11 protein-coding genes are annotated in these 16,897 nt (G+C 66.4%); 5 read left to right on the top strand and 6 right to left on the bottom strand.

Annotated elements, in window-relative coordinates; translation table 11 throughout:
- Positions 1 to 26: 26 nt before the first annotated feature.
- The 3 genes from ligD to otsB form a co-directional block, all read right to left on the bottom strand.
- Positions 27 to 2,651 (bottom strand): DNA ligase D, encoded by a 2,625-nt coding sequence (gene ligD, locus VGI62_RS02295; protein WP_331502774.1) that lies wholly within the window; start codon positions 2,649 to 2,651, stop codon positions 27 to 29.
- A gap of 61 nt (positions 2,652 to 2,712) precedes the next feature.
- Positions 2,713 to 4,113: an alpha,alpha-trehalose-phosphate synthase (UDP-forming) gene (locus VGI62_RS02290; protein WP_331502773.1), complete on the bottom strand. Its 1,401-nt coding sequence runs from the start codon at positions 4,111 to 4,113 to the stop codon at positions 2,713 to 2,715.
- The gene (otsB, locus tag VGI62_RS02285; protein ID WP_331502772.1) at positions 4,110 to 4,862 is read right to left on the bottom strand and encodes a trehalose-phosphatase; all 753 of its coding nucleotides are present in this window, start codon (positions 4,860 to 4,862) and stop codon (positions 4,110 to 4,112) included. Before otsB ends, VGI62_RS02290 begins: the two co-directional genes overlap by 4 nt.
- A gap of 130 nt (positions 4,863 to 4,992) precedes the next feature.
- Between otsB and zwf the strand changes: the two genes are divergently transcribed.
- On the top strand, positions 4,993 to 6,456 hold the full coding sequence (zwf, locus tag VGI62_RS02280; RefSeq protein ID WP_331502771.1) for a glucose-6-phosphate dehydrogenase: 1,464 nt from the start codon (positions 4,993 to 4,995) through the stop codon (positions 6,454 to 6,456).
- A 43-nt stretch (positions 6,457 to 6,499) separates the two neighbouring features.
- On the opposite strand, the gene VGI62_RS02275 is transcribed toward zwf, so the two are convergent.
- On the bottom strand, positions 6,500 to 8,311 hold the full coding sequence (locus tag VGI62_RS02275) for a glycoside hydrolase family 15 protein (protein ID WP_331502770.1): 1,812 nt from the start codon (positions 8,309 to 8,311) through the stop codon (positions 6,500 to 6,502).
- Positions 8,312 to 8,423: 112 nt separating this feature from the next.
- Here VGI62_RS02275 and pyk point away from each other — a divergent pair, with 112 nt between their 5' ends.
- A complete protein-coding gene (gene pyk / locus VGI62_RS02270; RefSeq protein WP_331502769.1) occupies positions 8,424 to 9,842 on the top strand; it encodes a pyruvate kinase in 1,419 nt (472 codons plus the stop codon).
- Between the two features lie 55 nt (positions 9,843 to 9,897).
- Here pyk and VGI62_RS02265 read toward each other — a convergent pair whose 3' ends face one another.
- The gene (locus VGI62_RS02265) at positions 9,898 to 12,060 is read right to left on the bottom strand and encodes an amylo-alpha-1,6-glucosidase (RefSeq protein ID WP_331502768.1); all 2,163 of its coding nucleotides are present in this window, start codon (positions 12,058 to 12,060) and stop codon (positions 9,898 to 9,900) included.
- Positions 12,061 to 12,069: 9 nt separating this feature from the next.
- Positions 12,070 to 13,128, bottom strand: a complete 1,059-nt coding sequence (locus VGI62_RS02260) for a glycosyltransferase family 4 protein (protein WP_331502767.1) — start codon at positions 13,126 to 13,128, stop codon at positions 12,070 to 12,072.
- Positions 13,129 to 13,310: 182 nt separating this feature from the next.
- Here VGI62_RS02260 and pgl point away from each other — a divergent pair, with 182 nt between their 5' ends.
- Genes pgl through glk form a run of 3 tightly spaced genes read left to right on the top strand, consistent with a single transcriptional unit; the run spans position 13,311 to position 16,761 of the window.
- On the top strand, positions 13,311 to 13,964 hold the full coding sequence (gene pgl, locus VGI62_RS02255; protein ID WP_331502766.1) for a 6-phosphogluconolactonase: 654 nt from the start codon (positions 13,311 to 13,313) through the stop codon (positions 13,962 to 13,964).
- 11 nt (positions 13,965 to 13,975) lie between these two features.
- Positions 13,976 to 15,793 carry a phosphogluconate dehydratase gene (gene edd / locus VGI62_RS02250; RefSeq protein WP_331502765.1) on the top strand — a complete coding sequence of 606 codons (1,818 nt, stop codon included), beginning with the start codon at positions 13,976 to 13,978 and terminating at the stop codon, positions 15,791 to 15,793.
- Positions 15,790 to 16,761 carry a glucokinase gene (glk, locus tag VGI62_RS02245; protein WP_331502764.1) on the top strand — a complete coding sequence of 324 codons (972 nt, stop codon included), beginning with the start codon at positions 15,790 to 15,792 and terminating at the stop codon, positions 16,759 to 16,761. The genes edd and glk overlap by 4 nt, the downstream gene beginning before the upstream one ends.
- The last annotated feature ends 136 nt before the right edge of the window (positions 16,762 to 16,897 follow it).

The following is a 16,897-nucleotide window of genomic DNA, read 5'->3' as shown; positions in this document are numbered from 1 at the left end:
TTGTGTCTTACAGGCCGGCTAAGCGCTCAGCCCTTCAGCTTCCGGATCGCCGGCGTCAACGGCTGCTCGACGTCGCAATAGTCGGCCCAGGCGTCGGTCTTTTTCAGCAGCGCAGGCGCAGTGCGGACCGTGAAGGCTTTGGGGTCCAGACCGGGTCTCACCTGATCCCAGGTCAGGGGAAAAGACACCGGCGCTCCGACCCTCGCGCGAGGCGACAACGGGGCGACCGCCGTCGCCATGCGGTCGTTGCGCAGATAGTCGAGGAAAATCCGGCCGACACGCTTGGCCTTGGCCATGTTGACCACGTAGCGCTCCGGTTGGTCGCGGGCGACGGCCAGGCAGACGTCCTGCGCAAACTGCTTGGCGGCCGGCCAGTCGATCTTGCCCTTCTCGTTCTTAAGCGGAGTGACCACGTGCAGGCCCTTGCCGCCGGTGGTCTTGCAGAAGGCCACGAGACCAAGCGCCTCCAGGCGCGCCTTCACGGCAAGAGCGCCTTCGATCACCCGCTCGAAGGGAATCTCCTCGTCGGGATCCAGGTCGAAGACCAGGCGGCCCGGAACCTCTGGCGCGAAGGGCTGGCAGTTCCAGGGGTGGTATTCCGTGGCGCCCTGCTGGGCCAGCGCGGCAAGCGCCTCGACCCGGTCGACCTGCAGATAGGGCTTGTGGTCGCCGAACACCTTGACCTCGGATATCAGCGCCGAGGATCCTTTGCTCACGTGGCGCTGGAAAAATCTCTGGCCGCCGCTGATGCCGTCCGGCGTGCGGATGATTGAGCAGGGACGGCCCTTTATGTGGGTCATCATCCAGGGCCCGACCTCCTCCAGGTAGCGGGCGAGGTCGAGCTTGGTGACGGGGACCCCGTCACCGCCATCGGGCCAAAGAGCTTTGCCTGGATTGGAGAGGGTCACGCCCATGACGATCGGTGGCCCGGCCCTCACCGCGGGCGCAGGCCCCGGCGGGCGGGCGGGTTGAGCAAGTTCGACGTCTCCAACGCTCGTCGGCGTCTCAGCCTCGACTTGGGCGGCCGCCTTGTCTTCCCGCAGCGCCTTGAAGGCGGCCTGGCGCACCATACCCGACGACGTGAAGCCCGCGAACTCGATCTCGGCGACCAACTCGGGACGCGCCCAGTGGACATTGGCGGCCTGCAGGGACGCCTGCGGCCCTGAGAAAGGACTCCTGTCTGACTCAAGCCGTACCAGTCGGGGGAGGACACGTGCGACCTTGTCGCGGCCGAAACCAGTCCCTACGCGGCCGACATAGACCAGCTTCCCGTCCCTGTTCACCCCTACCAGCAGCGAGCGAAGTTGGCCCGTCTCGCCGGTCCAGCCACCGATCACCACCTCGTGGCCGGCGCGGCACTTGGATTTCAGCCAGCTGTCGCTGCGCTCGGAGCGATAGGGCGCATCGAGGCGCTTGGAGACGATGCCTTCCAGCGACATGCGGCACGCTGAGCCCAGCACCGCCTCGCCGGCGGTCTCGAAGTGGTCGACATAGCGGATGCGCCCGGCCGTCCTCGGCGCGCCGTCGAGCACGGCCTTCAGCCGAGCCTTGCGCTCTCGCAGCGGCCGGTTCCTCAGGTCTGCCCCCTCTGCAAACAGCAGATCGAAGGCAAAGAAGATCAGGTCCCCGGTTTTGCCGTCAGACAGCGCAGCCTGCAGGGCCGCAAAGTCAGGCCTCCCATTGGCGTCGAGCGCGCACGCCTCGCCATCGACGATACAGTCCGGCAACACCGTGGCATCTTTGGCGATCTCTCTGAACTTGGCCGTCCAATCGAGGCCCGCGCGGGTCTTCAGCGCCGCGCGGCCGTTCTCGACGCGCAGCTGCAGTCGATAGCCGTCGAACTTGATTTCGTGGCCCCATCCGGACCCGGGTGGCGGCCGGTCCACCGACCTGGCGAGCTGGGGGGGCACAAAGCCCGGCATGCCTGTGGCCTTCAGCTTCGGCCCCGGCGCCGTGCGCAGCGGCGCAGCGGCGCGTTTCTCAGCCGCTTCGCCCTTGTTCGTGGTCCATACCCGTTTGCCGCCGTCTCGCGTCTTACCGGTCATGAACCGCGTCGCTCCTTTGCCCTTGCCGGCAGCGATCTGCTCCATCGTCCGCCCTGAGGCGACCGAGGTCATCTCTGCGGCAACGAGCGCGTCGCCATCGCCCTCCATGGCCCAGCCATCATGGTGCTTGATCAGCAACCAGTTGTCGCGCTTCTCCCGTTCGCGGCGTTTCATCCGTACCAGGACGAATCCGCCCTTCAGCCGCTCGCCGTCCAGGACGAACTTCAGGTCGCCCTTCCTCAAGCCATCGTGGGGGTCGCTCCCCGATTCGGGCGCCCAGTAGCCTCGGTCCCACAGCATGACGGTTCCACCGCCGTACTGGCCATCGGGGATCGTGCCTTCGAAGTCGCCATAGTCGAGCGGGTGGTCCTCCACCTCGACGGCGAGCCGCTTGTCCGCCGGGTCCATCGACGGACCTCGGGTGACCGCCCAGGATTTGAAGGTTCCGTCGAGCTCCAGCCGGAAGTCGAAATGCAGCCGAGTGGCGTCGTGTTTCTGGATCACGAACCGGAGCCGATCGGACGGCTGAACCTTCTCCTCGCCGCTCGGCTCCGCTGTCTTCGAAAAATTGCGCATCGACTGGTAGCGGGCGAGCTTGTTCACCATCGGGACAGCTCCGCGAAGGACCTTTGGACGGAAAGGCCCGTGCGACACCGTGGGTTCCCCCCTAGCTGGCCAATGCGGTCCGCCGTTCCTTAACGCCCGTCAGCGCGCCCACGAAGGCGTCGCGCCAGGCGGTCACGTCGTCGCGCTGGACGTTGTCGAAGAGCGCATGCCAGCGGCGGACCCGCTCGGCCTTCTCCATGCTGATCGCCCGCTTGAGCGCGTCGGCGATCTCTTCAGGACTGTTGGGATTTATCAGGAGGGCATGGCGCAGCTGCTGTGCGGCTCCGGCGAACCGCGAGAGGATCAGTACGCCCGGGTCCTCGGGGTTCTGCGCTGCGACGAACTCCTTGGAGACCAGGTTCATGCCGTCGCGCAGGGGAGTCACCAAACCGACCCGCGCTGCGCCGTAGATGCCGGCGAGTTCGTCACGGCGATAGTTCTTGTTCACATAGCGGAACGGGTTCCAGTCCACATCGGCGAACTCGCCGTTGATCCGCCCGGAGAGCGCGTCCAGCCGCCCGCGAATCTCCTGATAGGCTTCGACGCTCTCGCGGCTGACCGGCGCGATTTGCAGCATCAACACTTCGCGCCGCATGTCCGGGTTGTCGGCCAAGAAGCGCTCGAAGCCCAAGAACCGCTCTTCAAGTCCTTTGGAGTAATCCAGCCGGTCGACGCCGACTACCAGATGGCGGAAGACCGTTGCGGCGGACATCAGGTCGCGCATGCGCCGCGCTTTGGGGCTGGTCAGCAGACGCGCGAAATCCTCGGCGTCGATCCCGATCGGAAAGGAGCCGACCCGCAAGGATCGGCCGAAAGCCTGCAACCGGCCGGGCTCAGGCTCCGAGCCGCCAGCCTCGTACAGCACGTATTCCTCGAAGGCCTGGCTGTACTCCGCCGTCTGGAAGCCGACGAGGTCATACTCGAACATCGCCTGCGCCAGCAGGGCGTGGCCGGGCAGCGTTGTGTACACCTGCCTCGCGGGCCACGGGACGTGCAGGAAGAAGCCGATCCGGTTCTTGACGCCCAGCGCCCTCAGTTCACGAGCAAGCGGGATCAGGTGGTAGTCGTGCACCCAGACGAGGTCGTCCGCCTCGATCAGTGGCGCCAGGGTCTCGGCGAAGCGACGGTTCACCCTGCTGTAGCCCTCGCCATAGACCCGGTCATAGGCCGCCAGGTCAGTGCGGTAGTGGAACAGCGGCCAGAGAGTCTTGTTGGCGTAGCCGTTGTAATATTCGTCGAGATCCGCCTCCTCGAGGTCGACGACGGCCGCCGTCACCCCGTCGATGGTCTGGATCGCCAGTTCGCCGGAGAAAACCGGTACAGTCTTTCCGCTCCAGCCGAACCAAAGCCCCGAGTACTCCCGCAGCGCAGCCGCGAGCGCCATGGCCAGACCGCCGACGGCTTCTTCGCCGACGTGACCGGGCGGATTGACACGGTTGGAGACGACAATCAGGCGGCTCATGTGGCCGCCTCCAGCCAGGCGAGCGCTGCATCCACGCCGAGCAGGCCGAACCTCGCCTCCGTCAATCTCGGCTCACCGACCCGAACGCCTGCGCCACCCAGGGACTGGACCGCCTCGAAGCCGAACTCATCGGTGGCGTCATCACCGACAAACACCGGCCGGGCGCCTGCGAACGGCGGCCGCGCCATGTAAGCACGCACACTGTCGCCCTTGTTGGCGCCCGGCGTACGTAGCTCTTCGACCATGTCACCCTCCTGAAGGGCGAGTCCGGTGCGCCGGGCGAGGTCGCGGGCGCATGCACGGGCGGCGGCGGCGTACTCCGGGGCCAGGCGAAAGTGCAAGGCGACTGAAAGGCCGCCCTTTTCCTCAACGAGCAGGTGCGGATCACGCGCCGCCAGGACGGCGAAGCCCGCGGCGGCGAGGGAAAGGCTGGGGTGCGGGGGCGTCTCATACACAGCGCCGCTGGGGTCGCGAACAACCAGGCCGTGGACCGCGGCGACCGACGTCACGCACCCTTCCAGAATGCGGTCCACATCGGCAAGCGTCCGGCCGCTGACCACAGCCAGGCGGCCTTCCAACTTGACCGCCAGACGTTCGAGCAGGCTCGTGCGCCGTGGATCGGGGCCCACGTCCTGTGGCCTTGCGGCGATCGGCGCGAGCGTCCCATCGAGATCGAGGAACAGGGCGGTCTGCGTCAGCCTCAACGGCTTGGGCGCAGGCAACTCAACCGTGACGTTCTGCATCGACATGAATAAACGCCCGCCTGATGTAGGCGGAACGCCTCACGGCCGCGTTCGATCCCGTGGAATTCCTTGACGATCTGTATAGCAATCCGCGCTATTCGAGCGCTCCGCTCAACCACGTGACAGGTGACGCCCGATGGCAGAGACGCCGCTGGCCGATGCAATCGTTCTGTTCGGGGCGACCGGTGACCTTTCGCGGCGCATGCTGCTGCCGTCGCTGTATTTCCTCGATGCCGACGGCCTCCTGCCGCTTGACTTCAAAATCCTGGCGACCGCCCGCGCCCAGCTGAGCCGCGAGGAGTTCGTCGAGCAGGCGCGCCAGATCCTCCAGGCGCGGCCGGAGGCGGTCGACGACAAGGTTTGGGAGCGCTTCTCCGGGCGGCTTGACTATGTGGCCTGCGACGCCACGACAGCCCAAGGTGTTGGGCTGCTGAAGCCCCACGTCGACCGGTTTTCCCGGCCGATCTTCTTCCTGGCGATCTCGCCCAGCCTCTATAGCCGCGTCGCCGCGGCCTTGGCCGGGGCGGATCTTGCCGGTGAGCAAAGCCGCATCGTGCTCGAAAAGCCCATTGGTCGCGACCTTGCCACGTCGCGCGAGGTCAACGAGGCGGTGGGCGCCGTCTTCAACGAGGATCGGATTTTCCGCATCGACCACTACCTGGGCAAGGAGACCGTCCAGAACCTGATCGCGCTTCGCTTCGCCAACACGCTTTTCGAGCCGTTGTGGAACAACCTCACCATCGACCACGTGCAGATCACCGTGGCGGAGACGGAAGGCGTGGGCGACCGCTGGCCTTACTATGACGAGTACGGCGCGCTCCGCGACATGCTGCAGAACCACATGCTGCAGCTCCTCTGTTTTGTGGCCATGGAGCCGCCAGCGGACATGGATCCCCGCTCGGTGCGCAACGAAAAGGTCAAGGTGCTGCGCTCGCTCCGCCGCCTCACCCGCGCCGACGCCCAGAACGCCTCGGTCCGCGGCCAGTACGCAAAAGGCGTCGCAGGCGGCAAGGAAGTCGCCGGCTACGAGACCGAGCGCGGCCAGCCGACCGGCACCGAGACCTTCGCGGCGCTGCGGGTCGATATAGACAACTGGCGTTGGGCGGGCGTGCCCTTCTTCCTGCGCACCGGCAAACGCCTGCCCGAGCGGCGCACCCAGATCGTCATCCAGTTCAAACCGGTGCCGCATTCGATCTTCGGAAATGCGGCCAGCGACGACCTGGTCGCCAATCGCCTGGTCATCGACCTGCAGCCCGACGAGGACATCGAGCTGCTGCTCATGAACAAGGCGCCGGGCATCAGCCGGGGCGGCATGCGGCTGCAGCCACTGCCCCTCTCACTCAGCTTGCTTCGCGCCTACGAAGGCCCGGGCGCGCGGCGTCGGATCGCCTACGAACGCCTGCTGCTGGACGTTATCCACGGCAACTCCACCCTCTTCGTCCGCCGCGACGAGGTGGAGGAAGCCTGGCGGTGGGTCGACGGCGTCGCCGCGGCCTGGGCGGAAGCCGGGATGGCGCCCAAGCCCTACGCCGCCGGCAGCTGGGGCCCCTCGGGCGCTTTTGCGCTCATTGAGCGCTCGGAGCGGGCGTGGCTGGACTAGAAGGTCCCGTCTGACTTTGCTGAGGGGCTAAGTCTCAGCCCTCCTACCGCACGCTCGACCACGGGCGCGAAAGAAGGGTCGCGCAGTTGATCAGCCCCACCAGGGAGTAGGTCTGCGGATAGTTTCCCCACAGCTCTTTGCCGTCGAAGGTGATGTCCTCCGACAGCAGGCCAGCCCTGGTGCGACGGTTCAGCATCTCCTCGAACAGCTCCCGGGCTTCTTCGCCACGACCCGAGAGATGCAGGGCCTCGATCAGCCAGAAGGTGCAGAAATTGAACGCAGTCTTCGGCTCGCCGAAGTCGTCAGGCAGGGCGTAGCGCAACATGAATTCGCCGCGCCGCAGGCCATCTTCGACCGCCTGCATGGTCGCTGCCATTCGTGGATTGTCGGGCGAGCAGAACCGGACATCGACGAGTTGAAGCAAGGAGGCGTCCAACTGGTCGCCGCCGAAGGTGGAGGCGTAGCGGCCGAGCTTCTCGTTCCAGGCCTCCCGTTCGATGGTCTCCCGGATCTTCCCAGCCCTGGTATCCCAATAGCGGGCGCGCTCGCCCAGACCCAGTTTCTGCGCCGCGTTGGCCAGCCGGTCGCATGCCGCCCAGCACATCACGGAAGAATACGTATGGACCGCCTCGCGCCCGCGGAATTCCCAAAGGCTCGCGTCGGGCTTGTCGTGCAGCTCGAAGGCGCGGTCGCCCACCGGTTCCAGAGCCCGAAAGTCGTCGATGCTCGCTGGTCGGATCAGCCGTTCGTCGAAGAAGGCCTGGACCGTGGAAAGCACGATCTGTCCGAACACGTCGTATTGCATATGCTCGTGAGCCTGGTTTCCCACACGCACGGGCCCCATGCCGCGATAGCCGGAAAGCCCCGGCGCGATCCGTTCTGTCAGCACTGGCTCAAGCCCCACTCCATAAAGCGGCTGCACCCTGCCGCTGGCCCCCACCTGGTCGACGAGGTTGCGCAGGTAGCCGAGGTAGTTCTCCAGCATGTCCGCCGCACCCAACCGGTTCAGCGCCTGGACGACGTAGTAGGCGTCCCGTAGCCAGCAGTAGCGATAGTCCCAGTTGCGGGCCGGCTCGCCGGGCTCGACGGCGTGCTCCGGGATCGAGGTGGTCAGCGCCGCTACGATCGCCCCGGTCTCCTCGTGGGCGCAGAGCTTCAGCGTGATCGCAGAGCGGATCACGGCGGCCTGCCACTCGAGGGGAGTCGAGAGCGTCCTTACCCAGTGACGCCAATAGTCGGTGGTCTCGCGCAGCATCCGCCGCGTCGTCGACATGATGTCGGCGTCGAAGCCTTCATCTGGCCCCAGGAACAGGCTGATCGGCTCTTCCAACCGGAAGATGCGTTCTTCGACGACATGGCTTACCGCCATGTCGGTGGTGAGCCGCAACGTCGTTTTGCCCCCCACATAGCGGATATGGTTTGATCCCCTGGTGATCTGGGCGGGGGCTGCGCCGTAGTCCACGGTCGGGCGAAGCTTGATACGAATCCGAGGGGTTCCCTCGATCGGCTGGATCAGTCGAACGAAGGCCAGCGGCCGATAGAGACGCCCGAACTGGCGGTATCGGGGGCAAAAATCGATGATCTCCAGCCGTGCGCCGGCCGCGTCTGTGATCTCGGTTCGAAGGATCGGGGTGTTGCGCACGTAGGCCTGGGAGGTCTTCGCGCGATCGATGACATCAATAGCCCACAGCCCCGACGCATCCTCTTGGTCGATGTCCCGGCCGGACAGCAGGGCCGAGAAGAACGGGTCGCCGTCCACCCGGGGCGCACACGCCCAGACATGGCGGCCCTCCTCGTCGATCAGCGAGCTCGCCGCACAGTTGCCGATCGGGAAGAGCTCAAGGCTCTGCCTCACGAGTGCGGCCCGAGATTCAGCAGCCTTACCATTCGACGCGCCCCGCCGGTTCCCACGACATAAGGTCTAACGCGCCTTGATAAGCTTGGCTCCGGAAGCCTAAGCCTCTTGGATGATCCGCGCGCGTAGAGCCCGAATCGTTGCGACCCTCGGCCCGGCCAGCCGGGGCGCATCGAAGATCCAGGAACTGGCGGTGGCCGGCGCCGACGTATTCCGTGTCAACTTCAGCCACGGGGCCCACGATGACCACGCTCGCGCCATCGAGGCTGTGCGCAAGGCTGAGGCCGCCGTCGGCCGGCCGCTGGCCGTGTTGGCGGACCTGCAGGGGCCAAAGCTTCGCTTGGGCGAATTCGCCGACGGTGTGGTGCGGCTGACTGCCGGCCACCACCTTCGCCTGGACCTGAAGTCCGCGCCCGGCGACGCTTCACGTATCGGCGTGCCCCATCCGGAGGTGTTCGCAGCGCTTCGCACGGGTGCCCGGGTCCTGCTCGATGATGGCAAGGTTCGCCTGCGAGTGGTCAAGCATGGCGCAAACTTCGCCGATACGGTCGTGGAGGCCGGCGAGCAGCTCTCCGACCACAAGGGACTGAACCTGCCGGGCCTTGCGATCCCGATCCCGGCCCTCACCGTCAAAGACCGCGCGGACCTCGCGTTTGCGCTGAAGGAGGGTGTCGACTGGGTGGCGCTCTCGTTCGTGCAGCGGGCCTCCGATATGGCTGAGCTGCGCAGCCTCGTGCAGGGGCGCGCCAACGTGCTGGCCAAGATCGAGAAGCCTTCGGCGCTGGATGCGTTGGACGAGATCCTCGATCTCTCGCAAGCCATCATGGTGGCGCGCGGCGACCTGGGTGTCGAGCTCGCCCCCGAGGAGGTGCCGGTCGTACAAAAGCAACTGGTCCGCGCTGCCCGGCTCAGGGGCATTCCGGTCGTCGTTGCGACCCAGATGCTGGAGTCCATGACCCACTCGCCGACACCTACGCGCGCCGAAGCTTCGGATGTGGCCGGTGCGGTCTATGAAGGCGCCGACGCCCTGATGCTGTCGGCGGAAAGCGCCGTCGGCGAATATCCGGTCGAAGCGGTGTCGATGATGGACCGCATCATCACCCGCGTCGAAAGGGACCCTCGGTGGCCCGAACTGATGCGCGCCGAATATCCCGTCGAGGACGCCGATGCCGACGCCCTCGTGGCCGCGGCGCGCCGCGCCGCCGAAGCTGCCTCTACGGCTTGTTTGGCGGCGTTCACGACCACCGGCCAGACGGCGCTGCGCCTCGCCCGCGAGCGACCGTTGCAGCCGACCTTGGGTCTCACGCCGAGCCTTGCCACCGCGCGAAAGCTGGCGCTGGCCTGGGGCGTGGAGCCGCGGGTGGTGGCCGAGCTCTACGACCCCGAAGACCTGGCCCGCGTGGCGCTGGAGCAGGCTGTCCAGTCGGGCCTTGCCGACCCAGGCCAGCGCGTCCTGATCCTCGCCGGGCTTCCCATGGGCTCACCAGGCGCCGCCAATATTTTGCGGATCGCCCACGCGCCTCTGCGATAGGCGCGGCGGGCGGATTTCGGTCCGGCGACGGAAGTGGCACTGCAAAGATGGATTGCTAACGGCCAGGAACCTTCACGACGACCGTCCTTTGGCGCGAATGGCTCGCCACCCGAATCTCATCCCCGTGCCGTTCAAACGCCAGATCGATGACGTCGTCGCCCACGCGCAGGGCGTCGATCCAGAGACGGTCGATGCCAATGGGCAGGTGGGGATCGACGACGGTTATAACCCCCTCGGTGGCATCGACCGTAATTCCGAGGCATGCCTGCAGCATCATGAACACCGATCCAGCCGCCCAAGCCTGCGGCAGGCAGGCGACCGGATAGGCCACCGGCGGCTCGCCAGGGCATCGCGTGAACCCGCAGAAAAGCTCCGGCAGGCGCATCTCGAAACTGTCGGCGGTCTCGAAAAGCGCGGCTGTAAGCGCCACCACGCCTTTGCGCTCGCCGTAGTGTGACAGGCCGAGCGCGCACATCGCCGTATCGTGCGGCCAGACCGAACCGTTGTGGTAGCTCATCGGATTGTAGCGGGCTTCGCCGAGCGCCAGCGTCCGCACCCCCCAGCCGGGTGCGAAGTCCCGCGACAGGAGCTGTTCGGCAACCTTTCGGGCGCGCTGCGGCGCGACCAGCTTGGAAAACAGCAGATGTCCGGGGTTGGAGGCCCGCACCCTGCAGAGCTCGCCGTTGCCATCCACCGCGATGGCGTAGAAGCCGAGGTCTTCCATCCAGAAGCGCCGCTCGACCGCTTCGCGGATCCGCTCGGCCTTGGCGCGCCAGACGGCTGCGGCTTCGACGTCCTGGCCGCGGCGCTCGGCCAACGAAGCCATCGCGCGATAGGCGGCGAAGGCATATCCCTGCACTTCGACCAGCGCGATCGGCCCGGTGGCGAATCGGCCGTCCGCGTGGAAGACCGAGTCCTGGCTGTCTTTCCATCCCTGATTGCTCAGACCGCTCGCGGCGCCGCGGGCGTAGTCGATCAGGCCGTCGCCGTCGGTATCGCCGTAGGTTTCGATCCAGCCGACCGCAGCCAGGAGATGCGGCCAGAGCGCCTCGATTAGCTCCATGTCGCCGGTTCGCTCGGCGTAGGCGCCGGCCAGCGCCACGAACAGGGGTGTGGTGTCGACCCCGCCGTAATAGCGCGCGAACGGGACCTCCCCGAGCGCCGCCATCTCGCCGAAGCGGGCCTCGTGCATGATCTTGCCGGGGGCGGAATCCCGGAATGCCGACATTTCGGTGGCCTGGTTGGCCGCCAGGAATGACAGGACGCCCTTGGCGAGCGAGGGATCGAGCCAGAGGATCTGGTAAGCTGTTATGATCGCATCGCGGCCAAAGGTCGTCGAGAACCAGGGGATGCCGGCATAGGGATAGGGTCCGCTGGCCATTTCGGTGGTCAGGAGCGCCAGGTCCGCCTTCGACTTCTCGATCCACTCGGAGAACAGCCGTCCTGAGCTGCGCACCCGTGCGCCGTGCCGCCGCCGCGCGCGCATCGAAAAACGGGCGCGCGCCGCGTGGCTGCGAAACCGCTCGCGGGTGGGCGTTGGCCCCGAAGACATTCCGATCTCCAGGTAGAGCTCCAGCTGGCTCTCAGGGGCCAGCGGATACATGAACTCCGCGCGGTGCTCGCTCAGGCGAAATGGCGGGTCCGAAAAGCTGATGACGCACGCGCGCTCGACGCCATCCAAGCCCGTGTAGCTCATTGCGACGGATCGGCCGTTCAGCTCTGCAGGATGTTTGACGCCACGCCGCGGACGGGTCAGCCCGCGCACCTCGAACATGTCACTGAAGTCGGCGTCGAACTCGAAGACCAGCGGGATGATCACTTCGTCGCGGCTGTAGTTGACCATTCCAACGCGTTCAAAGAGGCGGCCCTCCCAAAGGAAGCGCTGGCGTTCGATGTGGAGCACGCCGGGGGGCGCCACGGGGCCGCCGGGAAAGGGCAAATGCTGGTTGGCGCTATGCGACGTGAAGAACACATTGTCCCTGGCGATCGCGGCGGACAGCAGGGATGGCTTGCGTGTTCCCAGCAGCAGCTGGAATCGCGACAGAATCCGCGTGTCGTTGTGGAAGAGTCCGTCGCCCAGGCCCATGAGGTCGCCAAAGGCGTCGGCCACCAGGTAGGTGTCGCCATCCTTCAGCGCATAGAGTCTATGGGGAACGCGCGGCTCGCTGGTCTCGCCAAGGGCCACCTGGGCTTCAGGTGACGGCGCGAGGTCGTCCATGCGGCTACCTCATTCGGCTGCGAGGTCCAGCTCCGCCTCTTCCGGTGCGGCAAGCCCTCCGTAGATCTCGATATACCGCATTGCCATGGCGGTTGCCGAGAATCGCTCTTCGAACCGCTTGCGAACCGCCCGACGGTCGAGCTCGCGCAGGCGAGCGACGGCGGCGATCGCGTGTGCGTCGTCGCCTACCAGAAACCCCGTCAACCCATCTTCGACGACCTCTGGCGCCGAGCCGCAGGCATAGGCGAGCACGGGGGTTCCACAGGCCATGGCCTCGATCATCACCAAGCCGAAGGGCTCAGGCCAGTCGATGGGAAAGAGCAGCCCATCCGCGCCGCCGAGGAACGCTTGTTTCCCCTTGTCGCTGATCTCGCCGACGAACTCGATCAACGGGTGGTCCATCAGGTGCGCAATCTTCTCCTCGAAGTAAGCGCGGTCGACGTCGTCCACCTTGGCGGCGATCTTCAACTTCTTGCCCGTCGCCTTGGCGATGGCGATCGCCCGATCAGGCCGCTTTTCGGGTGATATGCGGCCGAGGAAAACGAGGTAGCCCTCGCTCGCGGGGCTGAATCGATAGAGCGAGGCGGGAACGCCGTGTTGCGCTGTTCCGACCCAGTTGGCGTGTATCAGGGGCCGGCGCTGGTCGTCGCTGATGGAAACCAGCGGGTACTGCGGCCAGCGCTGATAGACCGCTCCAAGGTCCTTCAGGTCGAGTCGGCCGTGAACGGTGGTCACGGTGCGGCCTGCCCGCTGCTCGAAGAACGGGAAATGCAGCATGTCCGTATGAAAATGGATCACGTCGAACTGGTCGGCTCTGCGCTTCACTTCCGAGAGCAGCGACAGGTGGGCGGCGAGATCGGACTTCAATGGGGCGGGGTCGAGCCGGATCGCCTGGTCGCGCACAGCCACCAACTTGGCCTTGGTCTCGGCGTCGGCGCTCGCGAACAGGGTGACATCATGGCCGAGCTCGACCAGCGCGTCTGTCAGGTGGGCGACGACCCGTTCGGTTCCACCGTAAAGGCGCGGGGGAACGGCTTCGTAGAGGGGCGTGACCTGGGCTATCTTCATAAGCAGACTCGATTACTCACATTAGAATTGGCTGGCGCTGAACGGCGGCGCACCGTGCCGGCGCCCCTCCGCGCTAGGTTGATCTATGTTTGAACGCGCGGTTGGTTCCCACAGACCACCTGTATTTCTGGCCACAATCCCTTGAACTGCAGGTCGCCATCGGACTGCGCTAGAACCCGGGAATGCTTGAGATCTTCACAAATTCTGCCGAGCTCGCCATCGCGGCGTCGGAGGCCATCGAGGACCGGCTCGCCGCCGGCCTCGCAGCGCGCGGACGGGCCGCCCTGGTCGCGACCGGCGGGCGCTCGCCCGGGCCGGTCTACGATCGCCTTTGCAATGCCGATCTCGAATGGGCGCACATTGCCGTGACCCTCTCGGACGAGCGGCAGGTGGAGGCTTCATCGCCCAGTTCCAACGCCCGACTGCTGCGCGAACGGCTGTTCGTCGGCCCCGCCGCCGCCGCCCGGTTTCTGCCGCTCACCGACGAGACCGAGCTCCGAGAGCTCATGCCCTTCGATGCGGTGATGCTGGGCATGGGCGAGGACGGGCATATCGCCTCCCTGATCCCAGGCAGCCCTGTCATGGCCCACGCCATGGATCCGAACGGGCGTGCGCTGACGGCCCTATCCCCTGCGGGGTTCGGCTCGCCCCCCCTGGCTCGAATCACGCTGACGTTTGCGGCCCTGTTGCAAAGCCGGGCCATCTTCCTCTTGATCGCCGGCGGGGCTAAGCGGCAGGTGATCGCACGCGCCCTGGATGGTGAAGACCTGCCGGTGCGCGCCGTCCTCGCTCAGGACCGTGTCCCGGTGAGGATTTTCTGGACGCCGAACCAGTAAGGAAATGAGTCATGCATCCGGTCACGGCGGAAGTTACCGAACGAATCGTCGAGCGAAGCCGGGAGACCCGGGCCGACTACATGACCCGCATTGAGGCGGCGCGGTCTTCCGGAACCGGGCGGGCGAAGCTCTCCTGCGCCAATTGGGCCCACGCCTTCGCCGCCGAGAGCGACGCGGACAAAGCCACCATGCGCAACCCGACTGCGCCGAACGTCGCGATCGTCTCGGCCTACAATGATATGCTCTCCGCCCATCAGCCGTTGGAGCGCTTCCCGGCGATCATCAAGCAGGCCGCCCGTGAAGTCGGCGCCACCGCCCAGTACGCCGGTGGGGTGCCCGCCATGTGCGATGGGGTCACGCAAGGCCGACCGGGCATGGAGCTTTCGCTGTTCTCCCGCGATGTGATCGCCATGGCCACGGCGGTTGCGCTCACCCACGACGCCTTCGACGCAGCCCTGATGCTGGGCGTCTGTGACAAGATCGTGCCGGGCCTGACCATGGGTGCGCTGGCCTTCGGCCACCTGCCGGTGATCTTTGTGCCGGCAGGGCCGATGACCTCGGGTATCTCCAACGCGCAGAAGGCCAGGGTCCGCGCCCTTTATGCGCAAGGCCAGGCGACGCGTGAGGAGCTGTTGCAGAGCGAGATGGCCTCCTACCACGGCCCCGGCACCTGCACCTTCTATGGCACCGCCAATTCCAACCAGATGATGATGGAGATGACCGGCCTGCATTTGCCGGGCTCGGCCTTCGTGCATCCCAATACCCCACTGCGCGACGCTCTGGTTGCGGCCGCACCCAAGCGGGCGGTGGAAATCCGCGATGGGACCAACGCCTACACGCCGATGGCTCAGGTCGTGGACGCCAAGAGCCTGGTTAACGCCTTGGCGGGCCTGCTCGCCACCGGCGGCTCGACAAACCACACCCTGCACCTGATCGCCATGGGCCGCGCGGCCGGCATCCAGATCACCTGGGAGGATTTCGATGAGCTGAGTCGCGTCACTCCGCTGATCGCCAGGGTCTACCCGAACGGCTCGGAGGACGTGAACGCCTTCCACGCGGCGGGCGGCATGGCGTTCGTGGTGCGCCAGTTGCTGGACGCCGGGCTCGCCCACGACGACGTCATGACGATCGCCGGTCCCGGGCTTCGCCGTTACCAGACCGAGCCGTTCCTGGACGGCGGCAACCTGGTCTGGCGTGAGGGAAGGACGACCTCACTCAATCCCGACATCCTGCGACCTGTCGACGACCCGTTCCAAGCCGAAGGCGGGCTTCGCCTTCTGAACGGTCCGCTGGGCCGAGCGGTGATGAAGACCTCGGCGGTGAAGCCGGAGCACTTGGTGATCGAGGCTCCGGCGGTGGTGTTCGAAGACCAGGACGAACTCCAGGCCGCCTATCATCGCGGCGAGCTCAACAGGGACTTCGTCGCCGTCGTCCGCTTCCAGGGCCCCCGGGCCAACGGTATGCCGGAGTTGCACAACCTCACCCCGGCGCTCGGTGTTCTTCTGGACAAGGGCTTCAAGGTGGCGCTGGTCACCGATGGACGCATGTCGGGAGCCTCGGGCAAGGTGCCGGCCGCCATCCACGTCACGCCGGAGGCCGCCGACGGCGGCGCACTCGCTTACGTGCGCAATGGCGACGTCATTCGCCTTGATGCGCAAAAAGGGACCCTGGAGATCAAGGCGCCCCCCGCCAAGCTGATGGCGCGCGCGAGGATCTTTGGCCCACGCTCCGACCACGGCTACGGCCGCGATCTTTTTGGATTGATGCGCCGCGCCGCCGGGCCCGCCGACGCCGGCGCATGCTCACTCTTCGAGGCCGCCCAAATATGAAGACGCATTACACGGGACTGGTTGGCGACGTTGGCGGCACCAACGCACGCTTCGCCCTGATCGATGGGGAGGGGCGGGTGCGCAACCTCCACATCTATCCAGCCGCCAACTTCGCATCCCTGGTCGCCGTCATCGCCGACTACCTTGAGCGGACCATGGGCCGCAACAAGCGTCCCCCGCGGGCGGTCGTCGCCGTAGCCGGTCCGGTGCTCGACGGCGAGAGCGAGTTCACCAATCTCGATTGGCAGGTCTCGGAAGGCGAACTCCTCGCGCACTTCGAATTCGAAGCCGTGAGGCTGATCAACGACTTCGCCGCCCAGGCGCTGGCGTGCCCGATGCTGGCTCCCGATGCGCTTCGGGCCCTGGGCCCGCAACTGCGCGGGGCAGCCGATAGTCCGATGGTGATCCTGGGGGCGGGGACAGGTTTCGGCGTGGCGGGCCTGGCGCGCAGCGAACGCGGCGACATCGCGGTCGCCACGGAGGGCGGCCACGCCGCCTTCGCCCCTTCCGACGACGTGGAGGTCGAGATCTGGGCCAAGCTCCGCGCGCGCCACGGAAGGGTCTCCATCGAGCGGATCCTCTCCGGACAGGGGCTGTTCGACCTCTACAGCGTGATGGCGGGGATGCGGCAGGCCGAACCGACGCTCGCCAACGAGAAGGCCGTGTTCGACGCCGCCGCCAAGGGCGACGCCCTGGCCGGCGAGACCCTCGACCGATTCTGCGGCATACTCGGCTCAGTGGCGGGCGACCTGGCGCTTTCCCACGGCGCCCGCGGCGGTGTGTTCGTCTCCGGGGGCATTGCGCCGCGCATGGCCGACCGCCTGGCGGCAGGGAGTTTTCGGGCGCGTTTCCAGGACAAAGGCCGCCTGACTACCTTCGTCGAGCAGATCCCGACGTCGCTAGTCCTGCACCCATACCCCGCGCTTATCGGCGCGGCCCGCGAACTGGAGATGATGGAGCGTCTTTAACATCTTCCCCCGGCTGAAGCCGGGGGATTTCCCAGGGAGGAAATCCACTGAGGAGTTCGCGCTTCATCGGGCGCCTGACGGCCACCCTCCACGCGCAGCGACGGTGTGTTCCACCGCCGGACGCCGGTCCCGGCGT

Origin of the sequence: Phenylobacterium sp., from assembly GCF_036495085.1 — a bacterium.
In the GTDB taxonomy this organism is placed as follows: Bacteria; Pseudomonadota; Alphaproteobacteria; order Caulobacterales; family Caulobacteraceae; genus Phenylobacterium.
Note: the sequence above shows the minus strand (reverse complement) of the source record. Positions and strands in the feature narration are given on the sequence as shown.